This is a genomic window from Butyrivibrio sp. DSM 10294 (assembly GCF_028539135.1).
Classification (GTDB): Bacteria; Bacillota; Clostridia; order Lachnospirales; family Lachnospiraceae; genus Butyrivibrio.
This window is the reverse complement of the sequence record NZ_JANSWL010000077.1, coordinates 24,351-49,090: the sequence shown is the minus strand read 5'-3', so window position 1 is coordinate 49,090 and position 24,740 is coordinate 24,351. Positions and strand designations below refer to the sequence as shown.

Here is a 24,740-nt window from a genome sequence, read left to right as displayed (position 1 = left end):
GGCGAATATTTCTGCCCTTCTGCTGCCTCTTCCAGCCCTGCCCTCCGGATGTCCCCCTCTGCCCCTGACGCTTACTTCGCTGTGCGTCGATACCTAAAATTCAATCCGGTAAACTAAGGGGGCTTCAATCATAAAAGAAAGCACTGCCTTCTCTGTTAGAAGGTCAGTGCTTGTGTTATCACGATGACAAAAGAACCATCCCCGTGTCACCTTTCATTACCACAGAAAAATGCACTGTACCTCCAGTTATGAAGTACAGCGCATCTTTAAATTAATCAAATTCTATTTTCTTATTTATTCTCCTGTCCCTGTACTGGTTTTCTTTTTGGGAACAAGATACCATCTCATGCTGCTCTCATAAGTATCCCAGGTCTTAGTTCCATAGAAGTCTCCGGGTACACAGGTAGCCTTGCTCCTGTCAAATCTAAGACTATAGTCCTTAACCTCTGATATATAAGTTCCAGAGTATTCCATAGTCGCTTTTCCGGTCATATTGAACTGGAGGTAATCTGACTTGGAAGGCGATATCTTAAATGAACCTGAATAAGTCAGATTTTCTTCATATGACAGCGGATTACGGAAACAATTCCATCCGTCAGGGAATTCATCCCCTTTTCTAAGGAATCCATCGACTTCATCCGATGAATAGCCATAGTTCTTAGCATACTCGGAAGTAAAAGTAAATGTACCGCTGCCGATGTAAGTGGATGTATTAAGGTAACCGCTTATGGAAACTCCATCCGCGTTATAGCTAAAGGTTCCATCCTCTTTTAGTTTCATATTTTCTATTCCTGAAATCTTCTTATTTAGAGTTTCTCCATCAGAGATATCAAGCCTTACATCCTGATTAAACGGAACCTTTTCTGCTTCAATATCTTCGTTTCCATCTTCATCCCAGATATGATCATCGAAGTATCCTATCATCCACAATATCGTTGTGCCTTCGTGCTCAGTCCAAAAGCTTTTAGCCAGAACGCCCTTATTAAGCCCTGAATACTTAGTGTTAATACCGGGTTTCAGAACGTTGGCCATCTCAACATATTCAAGGAATTCATCAAGGGCCTGCTGCCTATTCTCCGGATGGTTCCAAATCTGATTCCTTGCACAGCAGTCTACCCAGTGATTCATCATATCTCCATAATTGTATCCGCCCTCATCCCTTGCATATCTCTCAAGCGCCTCTTCATCAATATACATTGAAATATGAGAACGAATCTTTACCAGACGTTCCAATCTTGCGGTAAGATTATAGTCCTTTTCGGTTTCCTCTCTGAAGAACCGTCTTGTATTTTCGTCTGTAAGCTTTAAAGCTCCTAAATTATCATTCAGCATAGTCTGAATTATTACCTGTTCCTTGGCTTTGATCTGTGCAGCCACACCCTCCTGCTGCCTGCGCAGTTCAAAATAGTCAATCAGCTCCTTTTCAAGATATGCTTCAACCCTGCTTTTTTCTTCCACAGGAAGAGAATCGTAAGAACCATATTCTGCCCATTTGGAATCACGCTCCTTTAATTCTGCCCACATTTCCTCTCTTTTATCCATCTGATAGAAGCGGTTGATTCCTTTAGCCTTGGTAAAACCGCTGGAACAATTAAGGTAAGTAAGGAATGATTCCTCGTTAGCAGGTAGTACGAAATTTCCGAAGAAGTCTCTATCAAAACCGTTTTTGTATATATGATAAAGTTCTTCAACTTCATTGGCCTTCCAATAGGTAAACTCTACATTTAAACAGGTAGCAACAAATCTCGTTCCTTTGGTTCCGAGTTCAACAGCAGGATGAACGCCCATCATAACATTCCCCAGCTCCTTCATTGCATCTTCTGTTTCATTTTCATTAAGGTGCTTAAATACTTTATATAAGCCATAGGTGCCGCCTATCGCCTGGCTTGAGAAGCCTTCTGCTATTTCGGGATCAAAAACAGCTCCTGCCCGCTTTGAATATCCCAGCTCATCCCATGCCTTCTGTAATGCATCAACTGCCATAGCCTCAAATCCGTCCGAGGCAGCCAGCTCATCACCATCAGTCAGACTTCTTGCTATACCGGTCATAGCTTTAGTGACAGAGCTTGCCGCTGCACCTGTTTTACTGTAGCCGCCGTCAGCAAGTGCTTTACCGCCTTCACTTGCAATGATATTAATTGTAGCCTGAACCAGATCTTTGAAAGCCTCATCCCTGAGGTTAAGGGCTTTTGCCTTTGCCTTGATATAGGGCTCAAGTTCTGAAGCAGCCTGAGAGAATTTTCCCTCTTCAACAGCGCGCTTTGCACAGTAGCTGTTAAGGAATGCTTCTATCTCTTCTTCCTTGGTAAGCTTGGCACCAAACCAGGATGAGAAATGAGGCAGATTGATGGTCATTTCATTCTTTTCAAGGTCATAGCTGTCAGGATACAGATATCTTATGGACTTGGTATTCTCATCGTAATACGCAAATACATAAGCCTCCGGATCAGTGATGGTCTCACCGGGCTTGCCCATAGGAACTGTCAGAGCAACGTTAGTTCCGAAGTAGTCTCCCTCTGTATATCCTTCGCAGGAAATAGTTACAGGCGAAATGATCTCTTCAAACACACCTTCCCTATAGGCACCCATGGAAGTAAGTTTTTTGGTGCTGATGGGCGATGCAGATATATTGGCATCCTTCTCAAAGGTACCGGCTTCCACAGTAAGCTGGCATCCGTTACTTACGCTTCCAAGCACTGTATCTTCCGAAGCATCGGCAGGTACTGTGGACTTCGCTATACCCTCTGTGCTATCTACCGGAAGGTTCTTATTGTTCTTTTTTGATTTATTTACTGTAACCAAAACAGCGCATTCTATACCATCTTTTTCTGCAAAAATAGTAGCGTAGCCTCTGCCCACAGCCTTGATCTTACCCTTGTTGCTGACTGTAGCAACTGTTGGTGCAGAACTGCTCCAGTTAAAGGCGGAAGCTTTATACTTGGTATTTTTAAGGGTGACTGTAGCGGTCTTTTTGGGGTCAAGTGTAAAGGATTCCTTTTTGACTGTTACACCGGGAACCTCTATTTTACACTCATACTGATGATCGTCTATCTCGGCGTATACATATTGGGTACCGGGATAAAGCGCTGTAACGGTACAGGTAAGGTCCTTGGAATTAATATCTATACAGTCGTCACCATCTTTTGTACCCCAATAAACATAGGTACCCTTAGGAACATTTTTAACTATAAGCTTAAGCTTTGCTCCTGATAATACTTTTGCTTCGGTCTTGGAAAGAGCTGGAACATTGACCTTCACAGTTCCGGTAAGTTTATATTTACTGATATTGTAGGTACCACCGCCCCATATTACGGAAATCTTGGCGGAACCTTTTGCGACAGCAGTAATAACACCGGTCTCCGGATCAATGGTGCAGACATCCGGATTAGCGGATTCAAAGGATACCGGAGGACAGTCATAATCATTTTGAACATTGTAGTTATAGTCATAGGTCTGTCCCACATAGGTCAGGGTCTTTGTCTTATCAAACAGTGCAGCTTTATGGACTTTGGTGTCTATAAGCATGGCCTGCCTTGTCAGTTTGCCATGACTATTAAGCGTGGACCAGAAAATGCGGCACACACCCTTTTTATTTGCCTTTACCACACCTTTTGCACTCAGGGATATAACAGATCCATCTTCAAGGGTGAATTTAGCTCCTTTTTGATTAAGATCATATCCCAGTTCTGTAACCTTATTCTTCAGGTACTCACCAAGATCAACCTTCTGTCCGATAACAAGATGAACTATGTCATCATCATAAGCCTTCAGATTGCCGAGATCATCCCCTGTAACAACCATTTCTGCATCATTGTCGGAGATTGCATCGGTAACTTCTGCCTCCTCTTCCTCAACTATTACATCCGGAGCTTCTTCTACTTCACCGGATGTATCAGCATCCTCAGATTCAGATGCATCCTCCTCTGCCACATCCGCTTCCTGTTCAATCAGGAAATCATCGATGCCAACGGAAATCCCGTCATCAGAAATCACGTCGTCGGAAATCACGTCGTCGGAAATCACGTCGTCGGAAACATCTGTGTCATAGTCATACCCCCAGATGTCCGGATCTGTACTGCCTTCAGAATCTCCAAAATAATCATAGGAGGAGCCTCCCCCCGCTTCCTCAGCCTCCCACTGAGCTTCGTCATAGGCCAGGGAACACAGCGGCGTGTCAAATGCGATCAGAGTCGCCAGAGCTATTGCTGATATTTTTTTCAAAAGTCCTCTCATCTTCCATCCTCCTTATCTTAAATTCGAGTGAAAGCCGATAGCGACATGCATTACTGAAATAATCTTTCAATAATCCATAATTAATTGAATCTTTAACTCCATTATCACGGATGCCATGCCTAATGTCTAATTAACTTAGTCTAAAAAAGGTCTGCAGAAAAACTTATAATTTTTTCATAAAATATGGCCCTCTGCAGATATATCCGCAAAGGGCCGTTTTTCATATTTTATCTCTTATCTTTATCAATAAATTCAAGTAGCACTACTGCTACAACAATATATACAATAGTCCAGAACGCCAGCCATATCCAGCATTCAATGAGAAGCGATTTATCGAAAGTGTATTCCGGCTTCTGATTCTGCTGCGCGGACATCATAAGAAGTTCGTCGCGCCGGTTGTTTTCTTCAATATAACTGAGCACTTCCAATAAGGGTTTTTCTCCTTCCACCTCCACGTTTTTCAGCTTAACTGCACTGTTCCAGATGCTGACCATGGGCAGGGAATTGTAATCCCCTTGGATGCACAGAGCTGTCAGGCCCCATTTGGTGGCGGTCAGGTTGGTAAGGGGCATAGCCTGCTGGGGAAGGTTAAAAAATCCTCCCGAGAAAAGGAGCTGCACAATCAGCAAAAACGGCATAACCGTCATAGCTGCTGTGGTAGTTCTGGCAATTGAGGATACTAAAAGCGCCAACATATCAGCACAGTAGGTCACAAGAAACAGCGTAATTCCAATATCCACGACGGGCCACCTCGTTATCAGACTCTCACCCGGAATCGTCACCTTAAGGTTAATGCATACGAAAAGAGTTATTGCTGCCTGGGCAGCACAGAGAAAGGCCTGGTAGATCATATGGGCTGCCACATAGGAGCTGACATGAAGTCCTGATCTGTGTTCTCTTTTTACAATGGGTCTTTCACGGCATATCACCTGAATGGAGTTAAAAAATCCGTTCCAGATACATACGCAGGCCAGGGCAAAGGCACCGGTCATGGTTCCTTCCATGGTCTTATACAGGTTCCCGCCAACTACAAAGGCCACCAGGCCTGAGATAATCGCTGCCATGGGCAGTACCTTCCAGTCATTCTGGAACAGGAACATTCTAAATAGCTTGCCCAGATAGATAAAGGTCTGTGAAAAGCGGCCGGGATGCTTAACTATTTTGGTGCTTGCCATATTTTCAGTACTCATCTTATCACCCCACCCTTTCCTTCATGTAATCGGCAAACTTTTCGACAAATTCGTCGGCTCTGCCCTCTCCGCCTTCTTCCTTCTGATTAATTGAAAGAAGGATCTCCTCCATTGTAGACTTGCCAAAGAACTCATATGCCTCTTTTACCGGTCCGTACCAGGCAAGACGCCCTGTTCTCTTAGCATCCTTGGCAAGCACTATCACATCATCAAAAAGATCTATTACTCTGTCGGGGGTATGGGTAATAACTATTACAATCTTGCCTTCGTCAGCTATGGCTCTTAGCTTCTCAAAAAGCCCTCTTGCCACAACTCCGTCAAGGCCCGAATCCGGCTCATCAAGGATAAAAAGTGAGGGGTCGGAAATAAACTCCATGGCGATCGACAGTCTTTTCCTCTGTCCGCCGGATAGTTTCTCCACCAGATTATTTTTAACAGCGGTAAGACCGAACTGCTCGAGAACTTCATTCACACGTTTCATTCTGTCAAAAAGATGAACGCTGGAAGGAAGGCGCAGGGTAGCAGCATCGGATAAGGTAAGGGCAACGGTATCATTTCCGCGCATGAGATCCTGCTGGGGAACAAAGCCTATGTCGTAGAGCATTTTGGAATAGTCCTTGTAAACATCGTCGTTTCCAAGCTTGATGCTGGCGTTGGCCTTCTCATAGCCTGTGACAGCATTAAGATACGTGGTTTTGCCGGCTCCGGAGCCGCCAAGGAGAAGTACCATGTGGCCCTTGGGAATTGACATATGTATGTCCTTAAGAAGGACTTTTCTCTTGAAGAAATCTATAGCCGTTCTCTCATTAATATTGACGGTAAGGCCGTCATCGTCATGGCTCACGTCCTCGTCAAGAGTCTTGGCCTCGGTAAGACCGGCGTAGTCCGTAACCTTCCTCTTGGGCACAAATCGCTTAAGCATTCCCCAGGCAAAAATGGTGGGAGCTTCAAAAAATACGAAGAGAAGTATCCACTTTTTGGACCTGCCGAACATGGCGATAAGCCCCATGTATACTCTGAACTCATAGATCATGGTAGGTATGATAAATATCAGCAACAGGATCAGTAACGTCGCTGTCACTCTTATATCGTCTGTCTTAAACAGTCCTGAGAAGCCCCCTATGACATTTGTAATAACCGACAGAATTGCATATCTGCGCCCATCCTCTTCCCTGTCGGCGCAGAGCCCAAGATGATATTCTCTTGCAAAGGGAATGATTGCCCAGAATGGCTTAACCCCGCACTTTACAAATATCTTCCAGCAACCTATGACTGCCAATAGGTAGATAATAGTCTGTGACAAATAATTAGTATTTTCGCCGATATTATGAAGCATAGCCATCTCCTTATAGTATTCCTGTGATGGGTTTTAATCCCATATATTAATAATACTATATAACGTCTTCATTTGTCCCAAAATAAGTATAATCCATAACAAAAACGCATGAAAGCCCGGCCCAAGACCGATAATCTCTCATGCGTTCGCGATTCAAAAAATAATCTCTCAATTCTCTATAAACTCAGGCGCCACAAATGTGACTCCTTTTTCAAGGCACTTATCCAAAATGTGTCTGTAATATTCAGGCACCAGCTCTTCTGTCTCATCGTGAGCATGGATGAGCAGAATATGATTACCGCCCGGTGCAAACAATACCGCACCTGAAGCGGGATTTTGGTCTGTCATCCTGCCATAGACGTTATCAATCGTAAAGCCGCTCCCCTGCCTGATGTTATACTCAGCAAAATCGAAGGTCCACAGCGTATCTATATCCTTATCAAGGCCGCTTTCCTTCCACCAGGGGTAGGTGATATCCCTGTCGTCGACTTTATGAAATCCGTGTTCCGCCAGATATTTCTGATACAGCTCCTTGTTAGCGCCGCCCTTATTTCCGTAGGGGAAACGGAAAGGCCTGTACAGACGCTCTACTCCTGCCTCTTTGTACAGATCATCAAGAACCTTCTCGCACTTCTCGATCTCTTTTACCCCTTCTTCAAAAGAAATCTCAGAGAAATTCGGGTGGGTATAGCTGTGATTACCTAGAATGATTCCGTTCTTAAGGACATAAAGAGCCTCCTCTTGATACCTCTCAATATTCTCTCCCCAGGCGAACATGAGGATCGGGATCTTCTTCTCCTTAAGATAATCAACAATTGCCGATGTATTTCTGCTGGAAATATCATCCATGGTAAGTAGTGCTCTTATCATTTTTTCATTACTCCTCCCTGCTCAGTTTACAGCATTTTAAAGTGCTTCAGTGCGGTATTTACTGCCATGTCCTTATCGCTGCTGCCGGTGCCTTTTTTACTTCTAACATTGGAAATATCTGCTGCCGTCACGGTTATTTCAAACACTTCATTAACCCATGCGATTATGTCCGCATCTGTGGCCTTGCCCTTCTCAGGAACCTTTGGAGGTGGCGCAACCTTTGGAGCTGCAGGCGTCTTCGCCCCGGCCTGTCCCCCGGAAGATGCAGACTTTCCGGAATCTTTCACGATCTTCTTGGTACCGCCGTTAGCCTTCTTTGCGCTCTTTTCTTCCTCTGTATCCTTGGTAAGAAGAACCACAGTCTCAATAGATCTGGTAAAAGGGAACATGTCCACAGGAACCGCCTTTTGTGCTTTATAACCGCTCTTTTTTAGGAGCTCCAGATCTCTTGCCAGAGAATCGGGACTGCAGGAAATATAAACAACCTTCTTAGGGCCCAGGACCTTCAAAGAAGTGATGAACTCCGGTGTTGAACCGGCTCTTGGAGGATCCATGAACACCAGGTCAACCTTATCTCCTGAAGCCGCCATCTGCTGCATGAACTTGGTGGCGTCATTCTCATAGAAGGTGATGTTATTCACATCGTTGATCTTGGCATTGATCTTGGCATCCTTGACAGCGTCCGCGTTAAGCTCCACGGAAATAACCTCTTTAACATGAGGACTTGCGATGATTCCGATGGTGCCAACACCGCTGTAGCAGTCGAGGGCTGTCTCATTTCCGGTTAGTTCTGCCATCTCGATTGCAGTGTTATACAGAACCTCCTGCTGAACAGGGTTAACCTGATAGAAGGATTTGGGGCTTATCTTGAACTTCATACCGCAGCAGGTGTCATAGATAAATCCGGGGCCGTAGAGAGGCTTCTCCTTGTCGCCAAGTACCATGCTGGTCTGCTTGTCGTTGACGTTAAGGACAATGGTGGTGATCTCAGGATGCTCTTTGCGAAGGGCCTTCACAAAGTTATTCTTGGAAGGGAAAATCGGTGATACTGTAACAAGAACCACCATGATCTCCCCGGTATTTTTTCCGATTCTGATAAGAACGTGGCGAAGAAGTCCATAGCCATTGTCCTCGTCATAGGTCTTGATCTTGAAGGACTTAAGCATCCCTCTGATGGAAGCGATGATGGCATCGGCCTTCTGATCCTCCAAAAGGCAATTGTCCACAGGCACCACATCATGGCTTCCCTCGCTGTATATACCGGATACGGGATTACCTTTTCTGTCATGGGTAAAAACAGCGTGAACCTTACATCTGTAGTGCTCCGGCTTGTCCATTCCAACGAAGGAGGCAACCTTACAATAGGGCTCGAGTAGCTCTGCTACATGGGCATGCTTTTGCCTAAGCTGCTTGTCATAAGGAGTATTTATCATCTGACAGGCGCCGCACTTCTTAAATACGGGGCAGCGACTTGAAGCCTTGAAGTCAGATCCGTTTGCCGGCTTTCTGTCCCTTTTTTCAAAGGCTCTTTTATCCGTATCGTTTTTTCTGTTTTTTGCTGTACTCTGTTTCTTCTTATCTTCCATCTCTTCTCCAATACTAATGCTAAAAAAAGTAGGGGAGCCATCTGCATCCCCTACCATATCGATTCTCGATCAATCTTCGTCTGAATTGTTTCTCTTCAGATCATTCTCAAACTTAAGCTCATCAGGCACATCAAGACCGGTATCCGCTTCCTTGACAGCCTCGCTTCTTCTGCGAATGCGGTCATCCTTGATGATTCCGTAATCCTTGAACTTGATTCCCTCGATGCCCTGAGCCAGCTCTCTGGCACGAAGTATCTCCCCTTTGTTGATCCTGAAGGTGCAGACAATCTTGTTGCCCTTCCTATCAAAGATCCTCTGAAGAATTGACTTGTCCTGCCACTCGATAAAATATGAAATGCGGTGGGCAAGGAATCTCTCCTCAAGCTGTTTCTTGCTCTCAAGGCTGTAAACCCTGCAGAAAGGGACTTCGTTATTAAAAACCTGATTGTTCTGGATAATTGTAGACATAGGAACCTCACATAACTTTATTCACTAGCAATAAATTATAGCACAGAACTTCCAACATGTTCAACTCATTAAAAATAAGTTCCCTTTGCAAGATTACCTATGAAATGAGAGAATTATAAAAAAAGAAAAATCAAAAAGGTGGCATACTATGTTCTCATTTAATCGTTGCAGACCGGAAGAAGTGGGGGTTCCCTCACAGGCTATTTTAAATACATTAAAAAGACTAGATAAAAAGGATGTTCCGATGCATTCTTTTCTTGTCATGCGAAAGGACAGGCTTATCTTCGAAGGGTATTATGCTCCCTACAGAGCAGATACTCTTCACAGAATGTTCTCCATAAGTAAGAGTTTCACCGCTCTATCCATCTTTCTTCTTATTGATGAAGGAAAAGTCTCTTTGTCAGACTCAATAGTAAAGTTCTTCCCCGAGTATACAAATGAAAAAACTCATCCCTGGATAAAACAGACCACCATCGAAAATATGCTGATGATGCGAACCTGCCACGCATCCACCACCTATAAGGTGGATATGAAGTCTGACTGGGTCGAGAGCTTTTTTACCGTACCTCCCACCCACAAACCGGGAACAGTGTTCCATTATGATACCTCAGCAGCCCATGTACTCTGCGCTCTCGTCGAGAAGCTAACAGGAACTGACCTGCTGTCCTTTCTCAAGGAGAAGATGCTGAAATTCGTGGACTTCAGCGACAATTCTTACATGGTAAAAGATCCCTTCGGTGTTTCCATCGGCGGAAGCGGCCTTATGGCAACTCCCATGGATGTTCTGAAGGTTCTCTATATACTTGATAAAAAAGGGACCATAACCTGCTCCGATGGCAAGGTCAGAACTCTGATATCTCCCGCTCTTATTGAAAAAGCCACCTCCAACCTGTCAGATACTCTCATGACCGGTCCGCTTCCCAGCGAATCCATGGGGTACGGAATGCAGATATGGCAGAATGAAAAAGGCGGCTTCGTGCTCTACGGAATGGGCGGCCAGCTAGGAATCTCAATCCCCGATAAGAATCTTCTAATAATGACCACTGCAGATACCCAGGGAATGCAGGGAGGCAATCAGCTAATCTATGACGCCATCTATGAAGAGCTCCTTCCAAATATTCAGGATACTCCCATAGAATCAGGAGCATGCCCGGAACTGGAAGAATATAAAAAGAATCTTGCAATAGGTCTCCCCAGGCTTCCCATTAGCAACACAGCCGTTACAGGCAGGGAATACTATGGTCAAAGAAAGTATGAACTTCTTGGTGAGGGCAGCATTTTTGCAGAGCTTTTGCTTGATATTAAGGAGACGGGAGAATCCCGCATGACGCTAACAGAAAAGGACTCCGATACAAAGCACATAATCAGCTTTGGCCTTGACAGAATGTGCACGGGAACCTTCTCCCGTTACAACACAGACTATACAGCCGGCGCCCTTTTTACAAGGGATAACGTGCTCTGCATAAGAGTCCATTTGATAGGTGAATGTGTAGGAAGTCTTCGCTTCCAGTTATATTTTGAAGATGGAGAGATAACCGTTTTCATGCGTAAGATCGAAGAAACCTACTTTGGCGAATTTAACGGTCATCTCTACGGTAAACTTATCTAATACTGATCAGATTACGGATTATCCGATATCCGGCTCATCCTTGAGTTCTATGGTGTCTCTGGCTTTGCCGTCGGTCTCAAAGATGATGATCTCGTTTTCTCCGTCCTTAAGAAGAGGTGCAGGAATATAGAGCCTCTTCTGAGGGCCGATCTCCCAGAATCTTCCAAGGTTAAAGCCATTGATAAAGGCTACTCCCTTGCCCCAGCCCTCGAAGTCAAGGAAGGTATCTCCCTTCTTCGTAACATCAAAGGTAAAGCGGTAAAAGGCAGGAGTTCCCTCAGCATAATCCTTTGCAAAGTCCACCTTGTCCACATTGTCCAAAGGAAGTGTATAGATATCCCAATCGTTGTGGATATGGCCGTTGATCTGAACGCAGCGACCGATGCCCTTTCTCTGGGTCTCCATGCGGGGACCGAAGTTAACTCTTCCCATATTTTCTACAAGAATATCGAACTTCTCGTTAAGGCCCTGTAATGTGCCTGTGGAAAGACCGGCTTCTCCAATTGCTGCAGCTGCAGTCTCGGGAGTAAGGCCATGTTCCATCATGAACTTGCCGGCCAACATCTGAGCGGGCTGACTGCAGGCAAGGAACTTTTCCATAGGTATGTCATGCTCATTATCAAGCTCGTGGTCATAGAGGGTGATAAGGGGCTTTTCTTCAACAAAGACATTGGCTCTGTCTGCTGTCTCCCAGAGTTTAAGCTTGGCAATTCCTGCCTCTGAATGAAGTCTTGATCTGTACAGGATATAGCCGTAGCACTGATCCAGCTCCTCCATGTTTACTGTGTAAGGAAGATGAACCGGTGTGCTAAGATCGTCCACCACAGAAAAGAGACTTACTTTATCCTTGCAGGTAAGGGTTCCATAGCACTTTCTCTGAATATTATTCTCAAGCTCTACTTCGGGAATATCTACATATTTGGAGATGACTTCCTTGTACTTTCTGTACTTCTCGGTGATCTGTCCGTCCTCAGTAAGGATTCCGTCGTAGTCATAGCTGGTGACATCGGGAGTAAGTTCATTGTAGTAGTTGGAGCCGTTCATGAAGCCAAAGTTGGTTCCGCCCTGGAACATATAGATGCTGACATTTCCAAGCTCCAGCATCTTATCAAGATCCTCTGTGCTCTGAACGAGGTTACCTCTCATATGACCGCCGTTGCCCCAATGATCGAACCAGCCGACCCAGAACTCGGCGCACATAAGTGGTCCGCCGTTTGTATACTCTTTTATCACGTCAAAACGCTCTTCTGTCTTGGAGCCAAAGTTCCCTGTGGGATGAGCGCCCTCAGCATAACCACCTCTGTAGCTCTCATGATATGGTCCGTCGGAAGTGATAAGAGGAACTGTAACGCCGTACTTGACCATCAGATCATGCATGAACTTCATGTACTCATGGTCATTGGCATAGTATCCGTACTCATTCTCGATCTGCATCAGGATAATATTTCCGCCGTTGTCGATCTGATATTTGGTGATCCTGGGCATAAGAACCTTGTAATAGTCCTCCACAGCGTCAAGGAAAGGCTTGTAGCTGACACGAAGGCGCATATTTCTGTCCTTTAAAAGCCACGCAGGAAGTCCGCCGAACTCCCACTCTGCGCAGATGTAGGGCGAAGGTCTGATGATGATATACAAGCCCAGCTCAGTGGCGGTCTGTATGAATTTCTCAATATCGCAGAAGCCCTCGAAGTTAAACTCACCCTTTTTAGGCTCTGTCAGATTCCAGGGAATATAGGTCTCAACTGTGTTGCAGCCAAGAGCTTTAAGCTTTAATAGTCTGTCCTTCCAATATTCAGGTACAGTCCTGAAATAATGGAATGAACCGGATATTACCTTAAATGGCTCTCCGTTTAGATAAAACGTATCCTTGATCTCAAATTTTCCCATAATTCCTCCTATAATACTTTTTCATAATCGCTTTTTACACATATATAAGTGCTCTCATCCAAAAAACATTTATATACATATAAAAACCATTATAACAAAATCAGTTTCCTTCTGTTTTAAGAAAAGGGAATACTGCCAAAGATAACACAGTATTCCCTTTTAATGGTTTAATGTTAACTCGCTAAGTGAGTATTACTTATAAAGCTCGTCGAACTGTCTCTGAAGCTCTGCTGTTACATCTGCGATTCCGGCTTTCTCAAGAGCTGCCTGGTACTCAGCAACGATATCCTCAGCTGATCCCTGGTATTTACCGAAGGAGATCTGCTTCATGTATGTTGTATGAATGTCGTTGATGTTCTCAATCTTGGACTGGATATCATCTACGTTAGGAACGAACTGTCCGTAAGGATAGTCGATCTTGATCTTGTCATACTCAGCATAGAGCTTGTTGATTGCATCCCAGTTAAGAGTTGAATCCTTGAGTTCAAGGTCATCGTTACGTCCCCACCAGAAGTTGGTTGTGATGCCGTCTGTGTTTCCGTCATAGCCTTCAGGGTTCTTTCTCATGCCGTTCTCATCGATCTCGTAAGAAACACCTTCTACACCGTAGTTGATAAGTCTGTAGCACTCAGGATCGTTTCTGAGGAGGTCATAAACCATAAGTGCTCTCTCAGGGTTCTTGGAAGCAGCTGAAACTGCCATTGCACCGTGAGTGATTGAAAGAGCTACGATGTTGCCTGTCTCTTCACCGAAGTAGAAGAAGCCTGTCTCTGCGTTAGGATCGTCATAGATTGTGTATCCGTCCTTGTGTGAGCAAAGGTCTGTCCAAGTCTGTGTGTGGTGCTGCTCAGCTGCTACACGGCCGATCTTGTAATCTTCTCTGTTATCAGAAGCTGTGTTGTTGAGAACGTCTGTCTTCCAAACGCCGATCTCATCCCACTCCTTCATCATCTTAGCATACTCTACAAGAGAGTCTGTATCTGTCATGAAAGGTGAATATACTGTGTAAAGGTCATCCTTCTTGCCGCCCCACATAGCGCCTGAATTGATACCGTCGATCGGTACATAGTTAGAATGTGATACGATCCAACCGCTTACCATCTGGCCATACTGTGTGCCGTCTGAATCCCAAGGAATAACATCAGGATATGTCTCTTTTACATACTTGAAGTATGTTGTAAGGTCTTCCCAGCTCTTTACGCCGTCAGCGAGTCCTGCTTCCTTAGCCCAATCAAGACGATATGCGTAGCCGTGGTTGGTCCACTGTGCATAATTGTCCTCAGGCATAAGATAGATATTGCCATCATATTTGCAGAGATCCCAGTGCTCAGGTGATACGCTCTCCCAAGTCTTAGGAGCGTAGGTCTTGAGCATATCCTCAGAGAGCTCAAGGAAAGCACCGTTCTTGGCATTAGGCCATGCATCCAGCCAGTCAGAAGCTGTACCAACAAGGTCTACTGTGCCATCCATACGTGCAAGTGTCAGGTTGTAGTTGGAAAGATAATCTGTCCAGTCGATGTAGTAGATCTCAAGCTCAGCATTAACCTTTTCTGTAAGGATGGCATTGAGCTGGCTGAGCATCTCATCTGTCATGTTTCCTTCTGGAGCACCACCGGTTGTCATATATGTGATAACTACGTGCTCAGAAGTGTCAATTGCTGATGCTGTTTCCTGTGATCCTGCATCTGCAGTTGTTGTGTCTGTTGTTGTCTGTGTCTGTGTCTGTGTTTCTGTGTTAGCAGTGTCAGTGCTTGCAGGTGTAGTTGCACCGCCGTCTGATGAACCGCAAGCTGCAATACCCATTACCATGCTGGCGCTAAGTAATGTTGCTAATAACTTTTTCTTCATTTGAATCCTCCTTTTTATAAGAAAAATATCTGAACTCCGCTCCGGAGTTGCATTTACAATTAGTTACTCACCCCATCAGCCCTTTACCGCACCTACGGTGATACCGCCAATGAAGTACTTCTGAACGAAAGGATACAGGAATACGATAGGACCTGTAGCCATAACTGCGGTTGCCATCTTAAGGGACTCTGTAGGCACATCAGTAAGTGTGATGTACTGTCCCGCGATTGAATTCTTAAGGGACTGAACCTCGTTAACTACCTTGTACAGCTGGAACTGAAGAGGCTTAACTGCGATCCTGGAGCTAAGGAACAGTGATGACTGATACCACTCATTCCAATATCCCAGTGCAAGGAAAAGTCCGATCGTAGCAAGTGCCGGCTTAAGCATCGGAAGAATGAGTCTTGTGAAGATAACCATATCTCCTGCTCCGTCAATCTTACCGGATTCGGTGATCTCATGAGGGATAGCCTTAACAAAGTTCTTCATCAGGATGATAAGCCAGGGCGACATCAGCAGAGGGAAAAATACTGCCAGGTAGCTGTCGTTGAGCTTATAGGTCTGCGTCATCAGCAGGTAGTAAGGAGCAAGTCCGGCTGAAAACAGTGATGTAAAGTAGATGTAGAAGGAGATCACATTTCTTAATGGGAAATCCTTTCTCTGAAGGGCGTAACCTGTCATGGCGATGACAAGAAGTCCGACTATTGTTCCGCAAAGAGTAAGGGTAATGGTAAGACCGTAGCTCTTCCAGATCATTCCGCCCCTCATAACCATTTCATAGGACTTGGTGGTGAATTCCTTGGGAATAAGCTGTACACCCTCAGCTCTTATTATTGTTTCACTTGTAAAAGATGTACCGATAATGATCAAAAAAGGAAATATACATGCAAGTGCATAAAAGGTGATCAGTATATATCCAAAAGCTCTGATGATAATATCCGAAACGCCAAGCTTAACTTTTACGCCTGTCATTTCAATCGGCTGATTGTTCTTAGACATTTTTCCGACCTCCCTTCTTTAGAATAATGAATAGTCAGGATCAATCTTCTTAACAATGAAGTTGACCAGCATAACCATTACAAATCCGATAATTGACTGATACAGACCAACGGCCGAAGCAGTTGAGAAATTGAAGTCCGTTATAGTCGCACGGTATACATAAGTCTCAATGATATCCGTTGTAGGATACAGAAGAGAGTTGGTACCGATGATGTTGTAGAACAGACCGAAGTTACCTTTTACGATTCCGCCGAGAGCGAAAAGAAGAAGGATAACTATTGTAGGCTTAAGTCCGGGAAGAATGATGTATCTGATCTTCTGGAAAGCATTGGCACCGTCAACCTTGGCTGCCTCTATGATCTCAGCATCGATTCCGCAGATGGCTGCGAAGTATACAACTGAGTTGTAACCTGTCTGCTGCCAGAGATGAACGATTACCAGGATAACCGGCCAGGCCGATGGATCCGAATAGGGCCCCCACTTCTCTCTTCCCATTGATGCAAGGATCTCGTTAACAAAACCGTAGTCATAGTTTAAAAGGTTGTAAACAAGAATACCTACAAGAACCTGAGAAATGAAGTAAGGCAGGAACATCATTGTCTGGGAAACCTTCTTGAACATCTTGCTCTGCATCTCATTAAGAAGAATAGCAACAAGGATTGCCAAGAAATTACCCAGGATGATAAATGCTATGTTGTACAGGATTGTGTTCTTGGTAAGATCAAAAAGCTTACCTGATTCAGCCAGGAACTCGAAATTCTTAAGTCCCACAAATTTACTTCCAAATATTCCGTCTCTGTAGTTGTACTTAACGAATGCAACCCAGATACCGGGCATCGGCATGTAGCTGAACATAAAGAAAAAGATTACTGCAGGAAGGCACATCAGCTCCAGCACTCTGTATCTCCACAAAGTCTCCAGCACTCCGCGCTTTTTTATTCCTGTAGTAGAAGATGAATTAGTCTTTTTACCCATTAGAGCCTCCCACTTACTGACGATTGCAGAAATCTCACACAGTCCCCGTTATTGTGCAACTTTACTATTTGCAACCGATTTCATATTTTAATTTAATCATTAATCACAACAATACGTCAACCTCATTTTTGAAACCGATTGCAATTTTGTACATTTACAACAAAAAAGAGGAAACATATCTGTCTGTTTCCTCTCATTTTTGTTTATATTGCTGTATATTGTATACAAAGATACGATTCAAAGTTTGAAATCCGTTTCAGAAACTTTTGTTTTCGTAGAAATCATTTCTTGCAGGAACCGGTGCTATCCCTGAGGACAAGACTTGGTGTAACCATCTGCATATCATCCACCTTCTCCCCCTTGGAGACCGCAATCGCTGTATTTATCAGCTTCTCGCCGTAGTCCTCATAATTGTAATCAATGCTGGTAAGCTTGGGTACCGTAAGATCGGTGATGTAGGTGTTGTCGAAGCTTATTACCGAAATATCCTTGGGAACATGAAGATGATGTTCTCTTATGCTCCTAAGAGCTCCACTGGCTGCAAAGTCATTGATGGCTATGATAGCAGTGGGCTTGTCCTGCATATCCAGGATCCTGTTGGTGGCCATATAGCCCGCATCCGGGTCGTAGCTGCCGTTTACAACGTATTCGCCACGTACTTCTATACCGTACTTTTTGAGATTCTCCTGATAGCGCTGATACTTATAATAGGTTGATGCAACCTTCATCTCACCGCCCACCAGCGCAATCTTCTCATGCCCCAGATTGATGAGATGCTGCATTACCAGGTTCATTCCCTCTGCCTCATCAATAGTTACGCAGTGAACAGGCGCCTTATCAAGCTTGCCGGTAACTATGACAGGTGTAGTCTTGCAGACATTCCTGACCTTCTCGGCATAAGCGTCATCGGTAATAAGGTCGTCTACTCTTCCGCCCATAAGAATGATGGCATCCATCTTCTGCTGAAGATAGAAGTCAAGCATTTTGATCTCTTTTTCTTTTTCATTAAGGGAATTAGCCAGAGCCACGTTATAGCCTGCCTTCTCAGCCGCCAGTTCGCAGGCCACGAATAGCGCCGAATAATAAGGGTTTCTGACATCCGCTGCGATGATACCAATGGTATTGGTGGCAGTATCGGAAAGCCCCTTGGCAAGTGCATTGGGCTTGAAATTATACTTATCGATAATCTCCTGTATCCTCTGCTTCTTCTCCTGGCGCACCGAAGCACTGCCAGTAAGGACACGGGAAACTGTAGAAGCCGAGACTCCGGCCTCCTTGGCTATATCATAGATTGTAATTGTCTTACCGGTGTTCAGTCTAACTTTTTCCATAAATACTCCGAGTCTTGGGGACTGTCTGAAACCGATTTCAATTCAATCATATGTGATATTTACGGCTATGTCAACAGGATTTTATCAGAATCCCATATATACACCCGGCAGATCTTCTTCATGGATATGAATGTCATTGGTCCCGTCTTCATTTTCTGCTGTTTCCATCTTAACAACGTTTACATATCCGTCATTTATCATATCCACCATGTATTTAACTATATCCGGGTCAAACTGAGTTCCGGAGCCCTGCTGTATCTCTTCAATTATCTCATCTTTGTTAAGATGCCTTCTGTATACTCTGTTGCTTGACATGGCGTCATAGGAATCCGCAACTCCGACAATCCTTGCATATATCGGGATCTTATCTCCCTTAAGTCCCTCAGGATAGCCTTTTCCGTCATATCTCTCATGATGGTACAGAGCGATCTCACGAATCCCCTTTATGGAGGAGAGCTGCTTGAGCATCTTGCCACCTGCCACCGTGTGACTCTGTATAGTCTTTCTCTCCTCGTCTGTAAGCTTGCCGGGTTTATTGAGCACAGCATCGGGAATACTTATTTTGCCGGCATCATGAAGAAGTCCACCGTAATAGATATTCTGAACCTCATCCTCAGACAATTCCATTCGCTTGGCGATCTCCGCTGCGTACATGGCTACTCTCCTGGAATGGCCTCGGGTATAGGGGTCTTTGGCATCAATAAAGCTTATGAAAGTATTCATAGACTGGAGAATGATCCTTACGTCGTTCTTCTGCCTCTCACGATAGTTTCGGAGATTGAACCTTGTAACAAGGTAGCCTACGAAGGCCACAAGCCACACCAGTATCATAAACAGGATTAAATTCTTGATGATATTATTTCTCCCGGCGGCTTTATAACCTATTATATGAAGTACTGAGGGATCGATCGTTTTTTTTGATCTCACCACTGCTCCGAATTCCAGATTATCTCCGGGCTTAATAGTAATATTTGCATTCTGGGGAATAAACAGCAAAAGATTGTTCCTGCTGTCCTTGGACAATTCTATGTTCCAGCTGCTGTCTATGGTTGTATCCTCAGGAACCTCAAGATACAATCTCCAATTGGTAATAGCCTCACTTCCCAGGTTCTTTATCACGAATTCGAACTGGCTGCTGGTACTTCCGAATCTTCTCCATTCACCGGTTTTGCGCACACTTCCATAGAGCTCATCGGAGAGTCTTGCGCCGGTAAGGCTTATCTCATCCTCCACCGTGGAATCCACTCTGTTCTCCGAAGATACTTTTTCAGCAAAATATGCAGTTATAAGGATAATGATCACTACACAATACAGAAAAAATGTATCGAGAGCTTTGCTAATCTTCATTCCGTCACCAATTGCCAATTCTGTGCATATTACCGCATAATACTACAAGTACATTATACTATCCGGCTTCTAAAATTATCATGTTTGCAATTATTATATTTTGATAAACCAAACACAGCTGCATAAAAAAAAGACCATACTCCTCGGTTAAAGAAGTATGGTCTCATTATAAATTCGAAAAACTCAATAAGCGATTATCGCTGAATACGACCTGATCCGTCGCCGCCTGCAAGCTTGTTAACCTCATCAACGGTTACAAGGTTGAAGTCGCCTTCGATTGAGTGCTTAAGAGCAGATGCTGCTACAGCAAACTCGATTGTAGCCTGAGGATCGAAGCAGTTTACGCAGCTGTAGATAAGTCCACCGCCGAAGGAATCACCGCCGCCTACACGGTCAACGATGTGAAGTGCATACTTCTTTGAGAAGTAAGCCTGACCATCTGTGTAGAGCATTGCGCTCCAGTTGTTGTCATTAGCTGAGATAGACTCACGAAGTGTGATAGCAACCTTCTTGAAACCAAATCTCTCTGTAAGCTTCTGAGCTACCTCGATGTAGCCCTCTCTGTTAAGCTTACCTGTTGTAACGTCTGTTGAAGAAGCTGCGATACCGAATACATCATTAGCATCCTCCTCGTTAGCGATACATACATCAACATACTGGCAAAGCTCAGCCATAACCTTGCCTGCCTTCTCCTTGCTCCAGAGCTTTCCTCTGTAGTTAAGGTCGCAGGATACTGTAAGACCGTGCTCCTTAGCCTTCTTACAAGCCTCAAGAGTGATAGCTGCGAGAGAATCACTTACAGCGGGAGTGATGCCTGTGAAGTGGAACCACTCTGCACCCTGGAAGATATCATCCCAGTCGAAATCTGAAGGAACAGCCTCAGCGATTGCTGAATGTGCTCTGTCATAGATGCACTTTGAGCCTCTCTGTGAAGCACCCTTCTCGTTGTAGTAGATACCTACTCTGTCGCCGCCTCTTGTGATCTTGGAGGTGTCAACGCCGTACTTTCTAAGAGAGTTAACAGCTGCCTGTCCGATCTCGTGCTTAGGAAGCTTTGTAACGTATACTGAATCAAGGCCATAGTTAGCAAGTGAAACTGAAACGTTAGCCTCACCGCCGCCGAATGTAGCCTCAAGATGATCAACCTGAACGAATCTTAAATAGTTATCAGGCTGAAGACGAAGCATGATCTCACCAAATGTAACAACTTTCTTTGACATGATTTATATCCTCTTTTCTTTTAAAAAAATCAGTTTAACTTAGTTTTTTACAAGATGTACTGCGAATCCGCCGAAGTCATCTGCAAGGTAAGCAACCTTAAGGTGGCCCTCTGCATCATATGCAAATGAGCTCTCATCGAACTTAACGCCCTGCTTGCCAAGGTGGTAAACAGCTCTGTCTACGTTGTTGGTTCCGATTGCGATGTGTCCGCATGTTCCACGTCCCTGAGACTTCATAACCTCAACTACTGAACCTGCGAATACTGAAGAGTTACCAACCTTCTTGGTAAAGCCAAAGAGATTGTCGAACTTCTCAGCTGTAGCAACTGCAGAAGCCTCATCAGGCTGGTTGATTCCAACGTGCTTCATTGTGAAGCCAAGCATTGCATTAACTGCATCTCTTGTCATAGCCTCGATCTCATCGAACTTACCTGCAGCGATAAGATCCTTCTTAACCATCCAGCTACCACCGCAGCAGAATACCTTATTGAATGAAAGGTAATCATTGAGGTTGTTCTTGTTGATACCGCCTGTAGGCATGAAGTGCATCTTTGTGTAAGGTGCTGCCATAGCCTTGATCTTGGCGATACCGCCGTTCTGCTCAGCAGGGAAGAACTTAACACAGTCAAGACCAAGCTCGATAGCCTGCTCTACTTCACCGGGAGTTGCTGTTCCGGGAACAACCGGTACTCCGATTGACTGAATGTACTCAACGTTTGATCTGTTGAAACCGGGGCTAACGATGAACTTAGCACCTGCAGCCTTAGCTCTGTCTGCCTGCTCAGCATTGAGAACTGTACCTGCACCAACGATCATCTCAGGGAACTTCTCAGAGATAAGTCTGATTGCCTCCTCAGCAGCTGCTGTACGGAAGGTAACCTCAGCAGCGGGAAGTCCTCCCTTTATAAGTGCCTCAGCAAGAGGTACTGCGTCCTTAGCATCGTCAATAGCGATTACGGGAACAATACCGATTTTGTATAACTCTTCGCAAATCTTATCCATTTTTATTGCCTTTCTTTATCTTAATTAATCTATTCATATTGATTAACACCGCGATTACTCCACTTCGTTCTCGTAATCGCTCCATCCATTCGGAAATCGACATACTCATATTCATTCGTATGTCTTTTTCCCTCATTGGTGGGCATATCTCAAATTCAAATGTGCAATTCTGTGCAAGCACAATTGCACATTGAACTTGAGACATTGTTAATCAAGATTACTGTGCGTCTTCCTCGTCTACGAACTCCATCTTAGCAGGATCAAGGTTAGAAGGATCCTGTCCGATGTAAGCTGAGATACCGCCATCGATGTAAACTACCTGACCGTTGATGAAATCAGATGCAGGTGATGCAAGGAATACAGCAAGTCCCATAAGGTCCTCTGTCTTGCCCCATCTCTGAGCGGGTGTCTTGGAACGGATGAATCTGTCAAAAGGATGCATTGATCCATCTTCCTGCCTCTTACGAAGAGGAGCTGTCTGAGGTGTTGCGATGTAGCCGGGTCCGATAGCGTTGCACTGGATGTTGTACTGACCATACTCAGAGCAGATGTTTCTTGTAAGCATCTTAAGTCCGCCCTTAGCAGCTGCGTAAGCAGATACTGTCTCACGTCCGAACTCAGACATCATTGAGCAGGCGTTGATGATCTTACCTGATCTCTTCTCCATCATGTCAGGAAGAACTGCCTTAGCGCATACGAAAGGACCTGTAAGGTCTACGTCGATAACCTGGTTCCACTCCTTAAGAGTCATCTCGTGCATAGGAATTCTCTTGATGATACCAGCGTTGTTAACGAGGATGTCGATTGAACCAACCTTCTCCTTAACGTCAGCAACGAACTTCTGAACCTGCTCCTCATTTGTTACGTCGCAAACCGCGCCGTAAACTTCGATGCCGCGCTTAGCGTACTCAGCAAGTCCCTTATCAACAAGGTCCTGATTGATATCGTTGAAAACGATCTTAGCTCCGCTCTCTGCGAAAGCTACTGCATAAGCAAGTCCAAGGCCGTAAGAAGCGCCTGTGATCCATGCTACTTTTCCTTCAAGTGAAAAATTCTTTAAAAAGTCTCCCATTGTAAATCCCTCCTAAATATATTTGATGTTATTAGTTTTACATTAAATCCTGCATTGCGCAGTCATCCATATCATCGAAGTCCTGGTTCTCTCCAACCATTCCCCAGATGAAGGTGTAGGCCTGTGTGCCGCAGCCTGAGTGAATTGACCAGCTGGGGCTTATTACAGCCTGCTCGTTTCTCATGATAATATGTCTTGTTTCCTGAGGTTCTCCCATGAAGTGCATTACCATTGCATCCTCGGGAATATCGAAGTAAAGATATACTTCCATTCTGCGGTCATGTGTGTGACAAGGCATTGTGTTCCATACGCTGCCGGGCTTAAGCTCTGTCATACCCATCTCCAGCTGGCAGGTCTCAACCTGACCGGGAAGTATGTACTTGTTGATAACTCTGTGATTTGCACCCTCAAGACTTCCAAGTTCCTTCTTGTTCTCATCCTTGATGATGACAACGTCCTCTGAAGGAGTTCCTTCTCTCTTAATGAGAACTGTAGGATAAGTCTTGTGTGCAGGTGCACTGTTGATATAGAATTTAGCAGGCTTGGACGCATCTGCGCTGGCAAAAGAAACATCCTTTGCCCCCATTCCGATGTACATTCCCTGCTTGTAGTCAACGTCATATTTCTTGCCGTCGATGGTGATTACACCGGCGCCGCCGATATTGATAACACCCATCTCACGTCTCTGCAGGAAGTACTCAGCACGAAGCTCATCTCCTGCTGTAAGCTTAAGCTCCTCTTTTACAGGCACAGCTGAACCTGTGATGATTCTGTCGATATGGCTGTAAACAAGCTTGATGGTATCAGGCTGAAAAAGATCATCGATAAGGAATTCCTCTCTCAGTCTCTTGGTGTCGTAATACTTCTCGTCCTTAGGTGAACATGCAGTTCTAAGTTCCATTTTTCCTCCACCTTCTCCGGCAAAACCGGTAAATAGTTTTATAAATATAGCCCTTTATCAGGCTCTTTTATCATTGACTCTTGTATCATATAGTATATTTTTTTCTTTGTCAGTTCATTTTTGCATCAAAATCTTGCAAATCTTGACACAATGTAAGTGCTTTCATATTTCTTACATTTTACCCACTCGCTCCGGTTTTGTCTACCCAAAAGAGCCACCAAAAAGATTGCGCAGCTTATATAGAAAAAGGCGGTCCTCTGCGGCTTATATATGTGACCAATCCGATTTGATTATTTTTCCCATCATCGGAGGATTGGGCGCATATATAAGCCGCAGAAGACCGCCTTTTTAAACTATATGAGCAGAACTGTAAGCCGGGTTATGTCGTGAATGATCATCTATCTAGGACTGCCGTCGCCGACAGCCTCAAGCGACCCACCTGAAAGCGAACCGGGCCGGCTCATAGCTTTCTGTTCGGTCTTGCTTCGGATGGGGTTTACATGGCTACTGATGTTACCACCAGCACGGTAGTCTCTTACACTGCCTTTCCACCCTTACGCACATGAGGTAGTACGGCGGTCACTCGGAATGCAAGCATTCCTCGTTACGCGGCATTCGCCGCATGCCCCTTCCAATCTGTGACATATTTCATGCAAGCATGAATATGTCCCATCTTGTCATGGTCGCCCGCCTCATTTAGTACGCGGTATATCTCTGTTGCACTATCCTGGGAGTCACCTCCACCAGACGTTATCTGGCATCCTGCCCTGCGAAGCCCGGACTTTCCTCTCCCATGCCCTTTCGTTTGCATGGCAGCGATCATCCATCCTGCTCATAAGTATTATATTCTGATACACTTAAAAGTC

The 24,740-nt window shown here is 44.7% G+C and carries 17 protein-coding genes and 1 other RNA gene; 1 reads left to right on the top strand and 17 read right to left on the bottom strand.

Annotated features, from left to right (window positions below):
* Window positions 1-294: 294 nt before the first annotated feature.
* The 6 genes from NXH67_RS09410 to NXH67_RS09385 form a co-directional block, all read right to left on the bottom strand.
* On the bottom strand, window positions 295-4,233 hold the full coding sequence (locus NXH67_RS09410; protein ID WP_272797222.1) for an Ig-like domain-containing protein: 3,939 nt from the start codon (window positions 4,231-4,233) through the stop codon (window positions 295-297).
* A 227-nt stretch (window positions 4,234-4,460) separates the two neighbouring features.
* Complete coding sequence (locus tag NXH67_RS09405; protein WP_272797221.1) at window positions 4,461-5,423, bottom strand: ABC transporter permease; 963 nt, start codon at window positions 5,421-5,423, stop codon at window positions 4,461-4,463.
* A gap of 4 nt (window positions 5,424-5,427) precedes the next feature.
* The gene (locus NXH67_RS09400; RefSeq protein ID WP_022778140.1) at window positions 5,428-6,759 is read right to left on the bottom strand and encodes an ATP-binding cassette domain-containing protein; all 1,332 of its coding nucleotides are present in this window, start codon (window positions 6,757-6,759) and stop codon (window positions 5,428-5,430) included.
* A 168-nt stretch (window positions 6,760-6,927) separates the two neighbouring features.
* Entirely contained in the window at window positions 6,928-7,629 is a 702-nt protein-coding gene (locus NXH67_RS09395; protein ID WP_272797220.1) for a polysaccharide deacetylase family protein, read from the bottom strand.
* A 26-nt stretch (window positions 7,630-7,655) separates the two neighbouring features.
* Window positions 7,656-9,215 carry a 23S rRNA (uracil(1939)-C(5))-methyltransferase RlmD gene (gene rlmD, locus NXH67_RS09390; RefSeq protein ID WP_272797219.1) on the bottom strand — a complete coding sequence of 520 codons (1,560 nt, stop codon included), beginning with the start codon at window positions 9,213-9,215 and terminating at the stop codon, window positions 7,656-7,658.
* 69 nt (window positions 9,216-9,284) lie between these two features.
* A complete protein-coding gene (locus NXH67_RS09385) occupies window positions 9,285-9,683 on the bottom strand; it encodes a hypothetical protein (RefSeq protein WP_272797218.1) in 399 nt (132 codons plus the stop codon).
* Window positions 9,684-9,831: 148 nt separating this feature from the next.
* Between NXH67_RS09385 and NXH67_RS09380 the strand changes: the two genes are divergently transcribed.
* Window positions 9,832-11,292: a serine hydrolase domain-containing protein gene (locus NXH67_RS09380; RefSeq protein ID WP_272797217.1), complete on the top strand. Its 1,461-nt coding sequence runs from the start codon at window positions 9,832-9,834 to the stop codon at window positions 11,290-11,292.
* 18 nt (window positions 11,293-11,310) lie between these two features.
* Here NXH67_RS09380 and NXH67_RS09375 read toward each other — a convergent pair whose 3' ends face one another.
* The 11 genes from NXH67_RS09375 to rnpB form a co-directional block, all read right to left on the bottom strand.
* Window positions 11,311-13,179, bottom strand: coding sequence for a glycoside hydrolase family 35 protein (locus NXH67_RS09375; RefSeq protein ID WP_272797216.1), 1,869 nt, complete (start codon window positions 13,177-13,179; stop codon window positions 11,311-11,313).
* A 192-nt stretch (window positions 13,180-13,371) separates the two neighbouring features.
* On the bottom strand, window positions 13,372-15,027 hold the full coding sequence (locus NXH67_RS09370) for a DUF3502 domain-containing protein (RefSeq protein WP_272797215.1): 1,656 nt from the start codon (window positions 15,025-15,027) through the stop codon (window positions 13,372-13,374).
* Between the two features lie 75 nt (window positions 15,028-15,102).
* Window positions 15,103-16,026, bottom strand: a complete 924-nt coding sequence (locus tag NXH67_RS09365; protein WP_022778147.1) for a carbohydrate ABC transporter permease — start codon at window positions 16,024-16,026, stop codon at window positions 15,103-15,105.
* An 18-nt stretch (window positions 16,027-16,044) separates the two neighbouring features.
* On the bottom strand, window positions 16,045-17,001 hold the full coding sequence (locus tag NXH67_RS09360; RefSeq protein WP_022778148.1) for an ABC transporter permease: 957 nt from the start codon (window positions 16,999-17,001) through the stop codon (window positions 16,045-16,047).
* 281 nt (window positions 17,002-17,282) lie between these two features.
* The gene (locus tag NXH67_RS09355; protein ID WP_022778149.1) at window positions 17,283-18,332 is read right to left on the bottom strand and encodes a LacI family DNA-binding transcriptional regulator; all 1,050 of its coding nucleotides are present in this window, start codon (window positions 18,330-18,332) and stop codon (window positions 17,283-17,285) included.
* Between the two features lie 84 nt (window positions 18,333-18,416).
* On the bottom strand, window positions 18,417-19,679 hold the full coding sequence (locus NXH67_RS09350; RefSeq protein ID WP_272797214.1) for an HD domain-containing phosphohydrolase: 1,263 nt from the start codon (window positions 19,677-19,679) through the stop codon (window positions 18,417-18,419).
* A 194-nt stretch (window positions 19,680-19,873) separates the two neighbouring features.
* Window positions 19,874-20,899, bottom strand: a complete 1,026-nt coding sequence (locus NXH67_RS09345; RefSeq protein WP_022778151.1) for a sugar kinase — start codon at window positions 20,897-20,899, stop codon at window positions 19,874-19,876.
* A gap of 39 nt (window positions 20,900-20,938) precedes the next feature.
* Entirely contained in the window at window positions 20,939-21,901 is a 963-nt protein-coding gene (locus NXH67_RS09340; protein ID WP_022778152.1) for a bifunctional 4-hydroxy-2-oxoglutarate aldolase/2-dehydro-3-deoxy-phosphogluconate aldolase, read from the bottom strand.
* A gap of 217 nt (window positions 21,902-22,118) precedes the next feature.
* Complete coding sequence (locus NXH67_RS09335) at window positions 22,119-22,973, bottom strand: gluconate 5-dehydrogenase (protein ID WP_022778154.1); 855 nt, start codon at window positions 22,971-22,973, stop codon at window positions 22,119-22,121.
* A 37-nt stretch (window positions 22,974-23,010) separates the two neighbouring features.
* Window positions 23,011-23,874: a 5-dehydro-4-deoxy-D-glucuronate isomerase gene (kduI, locus tag NXH67_RS09330; protein ID WP_022778155.1), complete on the bottom strand. Its 864-nt coding sequence runs from the start codon at window positions 23,872-23,874 to the stop codon at window positions 23,011-23,013.
* A gap of 354 nt (window positions 23,875-24,228) precedes the next feature.
* Window positions 24,229-24,709, bottom strand: an RNA gene (gene rnpB / locus NXH67_RS09325) — RNase P RNA component class A.
* Between the last annotated feature and the right edge of the window lie 31 nt (window positions 24,710-24,740).